This is a genomic window from Pseudomonas sp. MH9.3 (genome assembly GCF_034354675.1).
In the GTDB taxonomy this organism is placed as follows: Bacteria; Pseudomonadota; Gammaproteobacteria; order Pseudomonadales; family Pseudomonadaceae; genus Aquipseudomonas.
On the sequence record NZ_CP133785.1, the window covers coordinates 4,925,150 to 4,937,856 of the forward strand.

The 12,707-nt window shown below is 63.1% G+C and carries 9 protein-coding genes; 7 read left to right on the plus strand and 2 right to left on the minus strand.

What is annotated here, in order from left to right; translation table 11 throughout:
- The first annotated feature begins 1 nt into the window (after position 1).
- The 7 genes from RHM60_RS21890 (at position 2) to RHM60_RS21920 (ending at position 4,407) form a co-directional block, all read left to right on the plus strand.
- Positions 2-574, plus strand: a complete 573-nt coding sequence (locus RHM60_RS21890) for a fimbrial protein (protein WP_209989145.1) — start codon at positions 2-4, stop codon at positions 572-574.
- A 10-nt stretch (positions 575-584) separates the two neighbouring features.
- Complete coding sequence (locus tag RHM60_RS21895) at positions 585-1,079, plus strand: fimbrial protein (RefSeq protein ID WP_209989150.1); 495 nt, start codon at positions 585-587, stop codon at positions 1,077-1,079.
- A gap of 23 nt (positions 1,080-1,102) precedes the next feature.
- The gene (locus RHM60_RS21900; protein WP_322212778.1) at positions 1,103-1,582 is read left to right on the plus strand and encodes a fimbrial protein; all 480 of its coding nucleotides are present in this window, start codon (positions 1,103-1,105) and stop codon (positions 1,580-1,582) included.
- A 10-nt stretch (positions 1,583-1,592) separates the two neighbouring features.
- Positions 1,593-2,129 carry a fimbrial protein gene (locus RHM60_RS21905; RefSeq protein ID WP_209989157.1) on the plus strand — a complete coding sequence of 179 codons (537 nt, stop codon included), beginning with the start codon at positions 1,593-1,595 and terminating at the stop codon, positions 2,127-2,129.
- Between the two features lie 42 nt (positions 2,130-2,171).
- On the plus strand, positions 2,172-3,125 hold the full coding sequence (locus RHM60_RS21910) for a fimbrial protein (RefSeq protein ID WP_322212779.1): 954 nt from the start codon (positions 2,172-2,174) through the stop codon (positions 3,123-3,125).
- 91 nt (positions 3,126-3,216) lie between these two features.
- The gene (locus tag RHM60_RS21915) at positions 3,217-4,179 is read left to right on the plus strand and encodes a fimbrial protein (RefSeq protein ID WP_322214653.1); all 963 of its coding nucleotides are present in this window, start codon (positions 3,217-3,219) and stop codon (positions 4,177-4,179) included.
- 66 nt (positions 4,180-4,245) lie between these two features.
- Positions 4,246-4,407, plus strand: coding sequence for a hypothetical protein (locus RHM60_RS21920; protein WP_322212780.1), 162 nt, complete (start codon positions 4,246-4,248; stop codon positions 4,405-4,407).
- A 72-nt stretch (positions 4,408-4,479) separates the two neighbouring features.
- On the opposite strand, the gene RHM60_RS21925 is transcribed toward RHM60_RS21920, so the two are convergent.
- On the minus strand, positions 4,480-9,486 hold the full coding sequence (locus tag RHM60_RS21925) for an NEL-type E3 ubiquitin ligase domain-containing protein (protein WP_322212781.1): 5,007 nt from the start codon (positions 9,484-9,486) through the stop codon (positions 4,480-4,482).
- A gap of 139 nt (positions 9,487-9,625) precedes the next feature.
- Positions 9,626-12,706: a transglycosylase domain-containing protein gene (locus tag RHM60_RS21930; RefSeq protein ID WP_322212783.1), complete on the minus strand. Its 3,081-nt coding sequence runs from the start codon at positions 12,704-12,706 to the stop codon at positions 9,626-9,628.
- Position 12,707: the final 1 nt, after the last annotated feature.

Below are 12,707 nucleotides of genomic sequence, written 5' to 3' on the forward strand. Positions count from 1 at the left end.
CATGAAGTCGCAACGTATCAAGGTGCTGGGCGGGCTGTTACTGGCCTTTGCGGGAGGCGCGCAGGCCGAGGATGTCGAGGGCATGCACGGGATGTTGAACATTCTCGGGTCCATGCACGAGGCCCCTTGCAGTCTGGAGATGAGCTCGATGCACCAGACAGTCGACCTGGGCGCGGTGTCGACCAGCCAGTTGCAGCGGCCTGGCGATCAAGCGCCCGCCAAGGCCTTTCAACTGCGGTTCCTAGATTGCCAGCGCCGCGAAGGCAGCATCCGCAGTGAACGAACCGGCAACCTGACCTGGAGCGCTTTTCAACCGGTGGTGTCGGTGGCGTTCGTTGCGCCCGCCGATGCCGATGATCCACGCCTGGTCAAGGTGCAGGGCATCAGCGGAATGGGCCTGCAATTGACCGATGCGCTGGGCCGCGATGTGCAATTGGGGCAACGGGGTGAACCCTTGTTACTGCCGATGGGTAACAGCACGCGCACCTGGCAGGTTCGGCCAACGCGAACCGCTGCGCCGTTGAGCAGCGGCGCGTTCAGGGCTGTAGTGGATTTCAGGCTCAATTATGAGTAAGGGCAGAACAATGGCTAAGTTAACCGGCGCTGGCGCCATGCTGGCGGGAGGCTGCCTGCTGTGGGCAGTCAGCCAGGGTGTGCAAGCCGACACCAACCTGATCATCCGCGCAACGATCATCGCGCCGCCGCCGTGCGTGATCAATGGCGGCGGCACGCTGGATGTGCCGTTCGGCAATGACCTGCAAACCTCACGGGTGGACGGCGTGAATTACCGGCGCAACGTGCCGTACACCGTCACCTGCGACTCGCCGTTCAGCAATGCGCTGACCCTGGAACTCAAGGGCTCCGGGGCCGCGTTCGACACACGCGTGCTCTCGACCCGCAAGGCGGATCTTGGGGTCAAGCTGTTCGTCAATGGCGGCGACTGGCCGTTGAATACCCGGGTGAATTTCACCCACCCCAACTTCCCGCAGGTGCAGGCGGTGCCTGTCAAACGCGCGGGCAGCCGACTCACGGGCGGCGCATTCGATGCCGCCGCCACACTGGTGGTGGATTACCAATGAGTACGCAAAAAGAAAAACGATCCATGACTGGTTGGCCGCCGCGAGCCTTGCTCGCCCTGTGCACCCTCGGCCTGTGCAATGGCGCCTCGGCCAACTTGACGTTCAGCGGAACGCTCAACGAGCCGCCGCCATGCACCATCGATGCGGGCAACACCATTGAGGTCGATTTTGGCGATGTCGGGATCAAGCGCATCGACGGCGTGAAATACCGCCGCGGGCTCGGCTACACCATCAGTTGCGGCACTGACACGCTGCCCTGGGAACTGCGCTTGAGCATCAAGGGCACGCCCACCGGGTTTGATACGGCGGCGGTGCAGACCAATGTGCCGGCCCTGGGTATTCGGGTGTTCCAGAACAACCAGCCGTTTGCGCTGAATGCGCCGATGGACATCAGCCTGTCATCGCCGCCGACTCTTGAAGTCGTCCCGGTGCAGCAGCCCGGCGCGATTCTGGCACCCGCCAGGTTTACGGCGGTGGCCACGCTGTTGGCCGAATACGAGTAGGAGTGGGTCTATGCGACATCCAATTGTTGAAAAGGCTGGGCTGGCGCTGCTGCTCGCGTGCGGCCTGTTGCCCACAGCGCAGGCAGCAGACAACCTCAGCTTCAAGGGCAACCTGGTGGAAGAGGCCTGCACGATCCGCCCCGGCGACGAGGCGATCTCCCTGGAACTCTGGGACCTGACCAGCAAGTACCTCTACCTCAACACGCGTTCGGTGGGGAAGGGCTTCAGGCTGCACCTGGAGGACTGCGACACCAGCGTCGGCAACACGGTCACCATCACCTTCGGCGGCCGGGAAAACCGCGAGCTGCCCGGGTTGCTTGCACTGGACAGTGGCAGCGGGGCGTCGGGTATCGGCGTGGGCCTTGAGACACCGGCCAGCAAGCCACTGCCATTGAACGCCACCAGCGACGAACAGGTGCTGACCAACGGCGCCAATGTGATCGAACTGAAGGCCTACGTGCAGGGTGAGCCCAAGGCTATCAGCGACCAGACCATCGGGCATGGCGCGTACACCGTGACGTCCACGTTTACCCTGGACTACCCCTAGCTCCCGCGGCCTGCCTGGGTCGAAGAATAAAGAGAGATCAAGATGAAGCAGATGCACGCAGTCATTGTGCTCCTGGCACTGATTGGCGTTACGACCACCGCGCAGGCTGTGGATTGCCGGGTCAATGGCGGACCCTGGGTCAACGGCAACCCCGACCTGCAGGTGCCCGTGACGGTTACTCTGAGCTCCGACCGCACGCGGATCCTGATGGAAGGCGCCAGGCTCGAATGCCGCTTTACCCCTGGTGGCCCGGCATGGGGCGAGGACTACTGGCGCTCGGGCAGTGTGGCAGGCACGCCCTGGTCGCCCGGACCCAAATTTGCCGGAGAAGGAACCGGATTACGCATCAATGCGTCGTTCTACAACACGCCGGTTCCGAGCGGTATTCATCTGGCCACGATGCCTAACAACGGTATGGGTTATCCGATCAACATCACGCCCTATATCGTGATGCGCAACAGCCCGACCAACCCGATCAATGTTCGCATCGGGGACAACCTCGGCCTGTTGCGTCTCACCGCAACAAACAATTACGACTCCCAGGTGGCGCTACTTACCGTGACTTACACCGCCGCCAACAATTTCGAGGTCTCGCCGTCAACCTGCACCATCAACAATAACAACGCGATTACGGTCGATTTCGGGACCGTGCACCAGCGCTCGATCGGTACCGATCCGTTGACAAGCACCACTGTCAGCAACCGCCGGTTGACCTATTCCTGTCCGGACGGTGGGATCAACTCGCCCATCACCATTACTTACCGGGGCACCCGCTCGTCGTTCGATTCGCGCCTGCTGCTGATGAGCAACCCGGACGTTGGCACTGCCATGGTCCACGCGGGGACTCCCGTCCCGGTCAACGGCTTGTTTCACACGCGCATCACCAACAGTGTCGGCGGCGATGACGTCACGTTCTCGCTGGTGCGCCGCGACGGCTCGATACCCACAGCGGGCGCCATCAGCGGCAGTGGTGTGCTGGTGATGGGCGTGCCCTGAAGCACTTGAACTCATAACCCCGTCTCTTCCTGGCAGGCTCAGCAAGCGAAATGTTTGCGCTGACCGTACCGGGTTGAGTAAGCAACGAGAAATGAAAATGAAAACACTCAAAAGCGCCCTCGTGCTTCTGCTCCTGGTGGGCATCAGCACGACCGCACAGGCCGTCGATTGTCGGATCAATGGCGGCGCCTGGTTTACGGGTAACCCGAACATGCAGGTTCCGGTGGCGGTCACCCTCAGCGCCGACCGCACGCGCATCCTGCTCGAAGGCGCACGGCTGGAATGCCGATACTCCCCTGGACAGGGTCCCGCCTGGGGCCAGGACTATTGGCGAACGGGCAATTCATCGGGCGCGCCGTGGACCCCCGGTCCCAAGTTCACCGGCCATGGCACGGGACTGCGTATCAACGGCGGGTTCTTTAACTCCCCGGTCCCATCGGGCATCCTGGTCGCGACCCTGCCCAATGACAAACAGACGTATCCGATCAACGTCAGCCCTTATATTCTGGTGCGTAACTTTCCGGCCAACCCGATCAACGTGCGCGTCGGTGATAACCTCGGCATGTTGCGTCTCACCAGTTCGAACAATTGGGATTCCAGTCAGCCGCAATTGAGCGTCCTCTACACCGCGGCCAACAACTTCGACATCTCGCCGTCCACCTGCACCATCAACAACAACGCCCCGATCGAGATCAACTTCGGCAACGTCCCGCAGCGCGCCATCGGGACCGATCCGCTGTCCACCACCATTGTCAGCAACCGCAGGCTCACCTACGCCTGCCCGGACGGCGGAGTGAACTCGCCCATCACCATTACCTATAAGGGCACGCGGTCGTCGTTCGATGCCCGTCTGTTGGCCATGAGCGCTCCGAACGTAGGCACGGCCATGGTGCGCGCGGGCGTAGCGGTTCCGGTCAACGGGTCTTTTCTTACGCGTATCACCAACAGCGTGGGCGGCGATGATGTGACCTTCGCGCTGGTTCGCAGCAGCAGTGCCTTCCCGGCCGCTGGATCCATCAGCGGCAGTGGTGTGCTGGTCATGGGCGTGCCTTGAGATAACAGCGCAGATCCATCGGGGGAGAGCAGGTGCTCCCCCCTTCCACCTTAAGGGTTTGCAGCGATGACACGTCTCTGGATGCTCGGCGGCGCCCTGTTGTTTGCGCCATTGACCCAGGCCAGCCCGCAGATCCATGTGGGAGGGGTCTACGACTGCCTGGATGCCGGACAAAGCAGCTATCTCAAGCAGGTGGTCCACCGCTTTCGTCAAGGTCGACCTCCTTGAGAGGGTCTACGACGCCAAGGGTGGTTACCGCGAAATCCCCATGCAAAGCTGCGTCTCGAGCAGGCAATTGGCCTATCGTGGGCGATTGGTACGATCGGCGGCGGCTGTCAACGCGGCGCGGGTCAGGCGGCGCATCCATTCCTGTTGGTTGTAGCCCAGGTCGTTGAGCAAGCGGTTGTACAGATCGTCGTTTATGGGGGCATCGGTCAATACCACGCTTTCGGGGGCCTGCACCGCGTCGGCCAGGGTTTTGAGGCGCTCGCGCAGGCGATCACGTTCGGAGGCCTCCAGGGTGTCGGCGCCGGCCCATTGTGCCTGCTCGGTCTGCAAGTCATCGAGCGCCAGAAAGCGCTCGCCATACTCGCGCTCGTTGTCGCTGCATTGGCTGTCGTAGGCATCACGCAAGTGCTGCTCCCACCAGGGTTCGAGCAGCATCTGATTGACCAGGCCGTCGCCTTCGCCCAGGGCCATCACCGAGGTAAACGCCTGCTCGATCCGTTCCGGGCTGACATTGGCGGTTACCCGGTAGAGCATGTGATCACTCAGCCAGGGCAGGTCGAGGCGATCAGCCAGTGAAGTCTGATACGCCAGGTGAACGTCCACTTCATCGATCTTGCCGGGCACTCCGGCGCGTACATCCGAGCTGAATCGCTGGCCCAGGCCGCCCTGATCCTTTGGCTTCAAGCGCCAGGCGATGTCCTGACCAACGACCTTTGTCAGGTGCTTCAGGCGGGCGCTGCCTTTGGCCAGGGTGACCAGTTGCGCTTCGAGCTCGGCGCTGGTGGGCGCGTTACGGTAGATTTCGCTGACCATCACCTCGACCCCCATCTCGTTGAAAATCTGCGCCCCGGCATCCGGGCACAAGCCGGGGAAGCTGGCCATCTTGAACAGTCGCTCACGTAACGGGCTGTCATCATGGGCCGCCAGCAGCACGCGCCAAACCTGTTGGGTGAGCAGCGGGCGATTAGCGGTGTAGCGACGCTGGTCACCGTCGTTTTCGAATTGACGCTCGAGCTGCAACGCCTCGATCACTTCGAAAAAACCCTGAGAGCCGTGCTCGCGCTCCAATGCTGTCCATAAGGCTTGCGACTTGCTGCGTTTGGAGGCCTCCATGCCTTCGAGCCAGAACGCATTGGAACCACGCGGCTCATAGGTGCGGTTGGGGTCAAGGCCTGCGTCATTGCGGTAGGTTTCGTAACGCTCGCGTGACTCCTCGTTGAGGGTGCGCCGGTCCAGGCGTGTGCGCGCCACGAGCCTGGCCTGGGCCGAGCCCTCTGCAACCTCGGGCAGGTGGTTGATGCGCGTGCCGTGCAGTTCAAGGATGAACTCATCGCCGCGCGGATGCGCAAACAGCCCACTGGGCCAGTTGTCCACCTGTGTGTTGGAGAGGGCCAGCATGCGCAGTCCGGGCATCCTGCTGATGTCCGGTGCCTGTTGCAAAGGGTTGTTGCTCAGGTCCAGGCTTTTGAGGTGCTTCATGGTTTTCAACTGTGCGAGCTCGTCGTCGTTTAGCGCCATGCGATTGCCAGAGAGTTTCAGGTCGCGCAGGAAACGCATGTTTCGCAACGCCTTGGGCACCCGCGTAAGACGGTTGTTCGCCAGGTTGAGCCCACGCAACGAGGGCAGATGTTTGAGGAAGTCACTGTGGGCATCGCCGAATTCGCAGTGGGTGGCCTCCAACACCGTGACGTGTTCGAAACTGGCACTCAGGGTGGGCAGCCTGGGCGGCAAGGGCAGGTGGTTGAAACGCAGCACGGCGCCTTTTTGCACATGGCCCCAACCGTCGGTGTAGTCGGCGAACCGATCAGCCCAGCAGCGCTCGAGCAGTTGCGCAACCAGCTTCTTGGACGTACGAATATCGAGGTCCGCGTTCAGGCTGTCGATGTTAAGCGTGAAGGTGTCTTTCCAGTTTTGCAGCTCGACATGCAGCAACTGCTTTTCTGCTTCAAGGGCTTTGAGCGTGTCGCTCAGGTCAAACTCCGGAACCTCCTCCAGGAACAGGCTCACGCGTTCCTCGGTCATGCTCGGGAACAGCAATTGCAAGGTCTGCCGTGCGTGCTCAAGTCGGGTTTGCGCGGTTGCGCCGGTGCAGCGACTGAGCACGGGACCACCGAGTAACTCACCGGTTTCGCGCGTCTGGACAACGGGCACCGGCGGTTCGGCGAGGACTACACGGCGCTCGGCCAGGGAGGCCACACGCTGCTTGATCCATTGTTTGAGCGCGCGCCCTTCGCCCAGCTCAAAGCCCAGCGCATTGCGCCGCTCGGATGGCAGCGCCTGCAGGATCGCCCGGTACAGCGAGGTGCGCGTGGCGGCTTGCGGGTTGGCGGGATCGACGAATAGATAACCCCGTGCATTGCGCACCAATATGCGCGTCTCGGCCGACAGCGGTCCGACTGCACAGAGCACCTTGCCAGTGGCCGACTGCTCGCGAATTTCCAGGCGCATCTTGCCAAACGTGTCGCTGTGGACCTTAAGGGCATTGAGCGCCAGGCGCTCGGACGCCAGTGGCAATGGTGCGGGCTGGTCAAACCCTTGGTAGGCCCGCGCCGATTCGTTGGCAAACGCCAGTTCCCGTGCCTGATTGCGCAGGCGCAGCGGCAATTGCTGCTGGCTGAGTGCTTCGCGCTCGGGCGGGGTGGCGCTGGCGAGCAGGGTGCGCGCGGTATTGGAATCCAGGTAGTCGAAGGGTTCGCGCAAGGTAACAAGGCTCGGGTCGTCGGTGAGTTGCCAGCTTTGATAGATTTTGTCGGTGATCTCGGGAGCATTGTGTAGCACCCGGTCGGCGAGTTGATCACGCAAGGCTTGCACCTGATGCTGTGGCGCAATGTCGCCAGCGAGCAAGGTGCCGACTGCGTCTTCATCGAGGTAGGCCAGTACCCGATCCGGCAAGTTGCCGGACAGCGCCTGGGATTGGCTGAGCGTCAGCGTATCGGCCTCGGTAGCCTCGGCATTGCCGAAGGTCAGGGCGGCGCCGGACGGGTCGCCGTCCAGGTACACGCTGAGCGCCTTGTCCCGGGGCCAACCCGGCAGTTCGGTGATAAGTTGTGGGAACCAGTCCGACGATGGCCCGTTGGGCAGTGGTTCACCGGCACGCACCTTACGGCTGACGGCCTCGGGAAACACCTGAGCTTCAAGACGCTCCAGGCTGGCGGCCAACAGCGGCGGCGTCGGTTCGTTGTAGCGGTACAGGCCGCGCAGGGTGCCTTCATCGGTGCCGCTGGCGATGCGCAGGTCTTCCAGTTGCTGGTCGCTGAAGCCCTTGACCCGTGGCCCCAGGCGCCGCATCAGCGTCTGGCTGTCCCAGCGTTGCGGCTGCTCGCCTTCATGCACGAAGGCGCCGTCGGCATTGAACACGACGCGCGGCTGGTAGGCGTCCGGGCGTGTGGGGTGCACGATGCGATGCTCATTCGCCTCGGCGTCGTGGCGCACCCTGTAGTGACGGTCCTGCAAGGCGCGCAGCCCCTCTGTCGAGCTGTCTGCGGGGTGGGCGTAGGGTGCGAGGTCCGGGTTCCACAGCTTGAGCTCGCCCCCGGTCGATGGCACCGGATGCATGCCCTCGACAAACGCCGAGAGTTTCGGGCGGATCACTTCGCCGACCTTGCCGGCACCGGCGAACACCGCGAACTGCACCAGGCTTTCCGCCACCCCCAACAGGTGTTCGGCAGCCTCCGCGCCCCGGCCCTGGGCCCAATCGAGCAGGCCTTCGAATGCCTCGTCGCAGAGTTGATACACGCTGTAGACCAGCATCATCTGGCCCAGCACCGGCACAAAGGGCGTGGCCACGAACAGCGCCGCGTTGAGCACATCCGAGAGGATTTTCTCCAGGTTGTCCCACCACGCCCAGCGCGCCAGCCGGTCGACGTAGGCAGTAGACACCGCCAGTTCGCGGGCGTTATTGACGATCTTGTTCAGCTTGACCCGGTACAGGTAGTGCCAGGGATTGTCCTTCTTCGGGTCGTCCGCGCGGTGGGTGGTGTCCTGGGTGATGTCCAGCAGGCTGAACTTCAGGTTGCTACCCGCTTTCACCTGCGCGAAGAAGGCACCGCGCTCGGCATGTGCCACGAATTGGCTGAAAAATACCGGGTAGTCGGGCCCGCTGCGTAACTGCCGCGTCAGCGTTTCGACAAAGGCCTTGGGCGAGGCGTATTGCTTGAGCGGGTGTTCGGGGTCCTGGGGCACCCAGGCGATGACGCGCCCGTGGGCTTGGCGCTGCTCCGGGTTGCTGGTGAACAGCATGACCCCGGCCAATGGGCTGCCGGCCACGCTCAGCGAGTAGCAGCGCAAACGCTGGCCATCGAGTGTTAGGTTGGCCGGGTTGTCGATAAAGCCCAGCAGCGCGTGATGCGTATCGGCCGGCAAATGATCGCTGTGCAGGCCCAGGTGCGCGCTGCTGCGCAGGTCCGCCTTGAGCTGGCTGACCACTTCAGCGCGCACCACGCTGGCCACTGCCGGTTGATCGAAGCCCAGAACAGTCCTTAGTTCGGCCTGGTAACTCGCGCCGATATCCAACGCGCGGCAGATCGCCTTGAAGTTATCGACCGTGAGTTTTTGCGCAGTGCTCTGATGCCGGATCGAGAGGATCTGGCGCTGGCCCCGGGCATCTTCCGGCCCCATGAAGGCATGGTCGACGAAGCGGTCGTCGGCGGCGAAGTTATGCAGGGCCATGTCCAGCAATGACAGGGTCTTGCTGTGTACACCGCCCTTGAGGTTGATTGACCACCAGGCCACAGGCGCGTCCACATAGACGCGCAGCGAGGTGTTGCGCACATCCACTTCGCCGTAGTGGGGCAGCAGCGCGCCCTTGAGCAACGACTCGGCAAAGGCGCGCAGGTCGTTCAGCGGGCCGAGGCGTTTATCCAGCGCCGTCTGGGCCTGCCAATGCTCGGCAACGGCGGTCTTGAGCGCTTGATGCTGTGCGGGCGAGGCCCTGGGGTAGGGCACCGGCGTTCCGAGGCCATCGCGCTGGAGGGTTTGGATACGGGCCGTATTAGTGTTTTTTATCCACGCGGGCAGTGCGTTTTGGATCAGCTCGACATGGCGGCCCTGGAACGGGGCTGCGGATAAATCAGTAGGCATGATGTGAACCTGAATAGACCAGTTGAGCACCTGAGTCTATTCACTCGATACGCCTGAAATAAGCTTAAAAATTAGTCGGTTAGGCGTGCCTAACGGTCAACATTTCAGCGCTGAAAACTACCGGGATGCCACCCTTTTTTCAGCGCGCCACACACAGCGTGTTCGCGCCGGGTTGCAGGTACGGTGTGAGGATCGGTGCCATGCCCTTGAGTACCTGCACCGGCAAGGCTGAGGTGAAGGTGAAATGCTCGGCCGATGCGCCGGGCACGAACGCGGTGAGTGTGCCGAAGTGATGCTCGCCGATGTAGAACACGAAGGTCGCGGTGCGATTGACGGATTTTGAGCTGATCAGGCGCCCGCCGGCGCCCATGGCCTGGATGCGGTTATCGCCGGTGCCGGTCTTGCCGCCCATCGACAGTGGCGTGCCGTCCGCCAGTTTGAAACTGCCGGCCACGCGCTTGGCCGTGCCAGCATCCACCACTTGCGAGAGCGCGCCGCGCAACGCCGTGGCGACTTCACTGGGCAGTACCCGCCGCGCGCGGTCAGGGTCGCTGACCAGGTGTGTTTCGTAAGGGGTGCCAGCGGCAAAGGTCAGTTGGTCGATACGCACCACGGGCAGGCGCACGCCGTCGTTGAGGATGATGCCCATCAGGTCGGCGAGGGCGGCGGGGCGGTCGCCGGAACTGCCGATGGCGGTGGCCAGCGACGGCACCAGGTGATCGAACGGGTAGCCCACGGCCTGCCAGCGCTGGTGGATGTCGAGGAAGGCTTCGATCTCCAGCATGGTGCGAATACGGCTGTCGCGGGCGCTCTGGTGACGGCTCTTGAACAGCCAGCTGTAGACTTCCTGGCGCTCGAACTCGCTGGCCTTGATCACCTCGGTGAAGGTCGCCTCGGGGTGGTTGAACAGATAGCCGAGCAGCCACAGGTCCAGCGGATGCACCTTGGCAATGTAGCCCTGGTCCGGCAGGTCGTAGGCGCCGGGACCGTAGCTCTGGTAGAGCGTGGCCAGGCGTTGGTCGCTGAGCGTGTCGGCGGTTTTGAGGTGCGCGCGCACGAAGCTGTTGAAGTTCTCCTGACTGGCCCTGGGCAGCAGGTAACGGTGCACGGCGGCCAGGCGGATAGCGGTGGGGTGCAGGCTGTCCATGAACGTGTCGAGCCGCGCCTGGGTGTCCTTGTTGCGGTATTTTTTCCAGAACTTGAGCAGAAATGCGCTGCCTTCACGGTCGGCGAATCTGGCCAGGTATTCCTGGCGGCGCGGGTCGCTGTCGTCCTTGAGCAATTGCGCGCTGGTGCTCTCATTGGCGTAGGTGACGTAGCGCACCACATCACGCATCAGGCGAATGAATGGCAGGTTGATCGACTCGCGCAACGCATCGCGCAAGGTCGGGTTGCGGCCGTTATCCTCGTTGCGAAAGTTGTGAAAGCGGTGCAGGCCGCCACCGGTAAAAAACGCCTCGCCGGGATTGGCCGAATAGGTGCGGTCGAGGGCCGCGTCGAGCATCTTCGACAACCTGCGCTCGGGGTTGCGTATCAGGTAATCCAGGGCCCAGCGCGACAACGCATCCTGTTCGGTCACCGCTATTTTTTTCAGCGCCTCGGCGGGTTGCGCGGCGTAGCGCCCGTGCAATTCGCTGATGATCTGCAGGTAGGTGGTCAGCACCCGCAGTTTGGCGGTAGAGCCCAGTTCCAGTTTGCTGCTCTGATTGATGTCGAAGGGCTGGTCGGTGTTGTCCGTTTGCACCCGCACGCGCGCACCGCCTGGGGTCAGTTCGAACAAGGTAAAGCTGTAACGCACCTGGGGCGTGCTTTGCGCGGTGAGCAGGCGCGGGCCAAGCAGGCCGATCTGCCCGGCGAAGGTCGGATCGGCCAGGCGCTTGAGGTAGTCGGTGGCCTGGGTTTGCAGGTCGTATTGCAGGGTGCTGCTGGCGGCCAGGTCGAGGCGGTCCAGGTCATACAGTGGGCGGTCGAGCAGGCTGGCGAGGCGGCTGCGCGCGACGGTGATGGCCTTGTTGGTATCCACCGGCTGCAGCGTCGGCTGCTGTTGCCAGTCGCGGTAGGTGACATGCCTGGCGAGTGCGGCCGCGGCCAGCGCCGGGTCGATCACCTTGCTTTGGGCCAACAGGCGGATATGGCTGTCGGTCAATTGCGCCAGTTCGTCACGGCCCTTGTTCAGATAGTGCGAGGGGCGCCGCTGGGCGATCATCAGCGACAGCACCTGGCGCAGGGCCAGGCCTTTTGGCGCGAGGTCCTGCGGCGCATCGTCAGCCAGCAGCGCATTGACCTGATTGAAGTCGGCGCCGAACCACACCCGCAAACCTTCGGCCATGCCATGCACTTCGCCGTGCCCCGGCACAGCCGAGAGCGGCACGGTGTTGAGGTAGTCGCGCACGATGTTCTGACGGCTGGCCAGGGTGTCCGGCCCCGGTTGATAGGCCCTGACGCTGGCGGAAATCATCTGGCGGATTTTCTCGCCGCCCGACAGGGTCAGGCCGTCGGGCGAATGGCGGTACTTTTCCAACTGGGTGGCGAGGGTGCTGCCGCCGGCCGTTTGCCCAGGCAGATGCAGGAGCCGGGCCACCTGTGACCCGGCAGCCCTGGCGAAGCGCGGCCAGTCCACGGCCGGGTTGGCCGTGGGGTGTTGGGGATCGAGCAAGTCGCGGTCTTCGATAAACAAAAGGCTTTGCACCACCTGCGGCGGGATCGCGGCGAAGCTGGCATACAGCTGTTGCGGGTAAGTAAAACTGTACAGCGGCTCAGCGTGGCAATCGGTGAGGCTCAGACCGGCCTGGACTTTTTCGGCGTAGGGCACGTACAGCCCGCGCTGGGCGTAAGCCATCAAGGCCGGGGAGAAGCGCGCCTGCGCCGCGATCAGGTAGTTGCGCTTGAGCAGGCGTGGCAGGAATTCATCGAGCGCGCTGTAGCCCAGGCGCTGATCGAAAGGGCCGGCGCCGGGGTAGATGATCGCGTCGCTGGCACCGGGCTCCACGCGGTAATCCAGCGACGCGGCAAACGGGCTCAAGTGCTCGGCTTGCAAGCGCGAGGTGCGCATTTCGTTGCTCGCGGACCACCCCAGCGCCACCAGCGCGATCACCACCACCAGCCACATCAGCCGCCACCATTGCGCTCGCGAGCGGGGGCCTTGTGGCAAGGGCGGCTGATCCGCGCTGTCGGTGTCTACCGCAGCTTTGTTCGAATCGGTTTGCCATAAAGCGCCCATA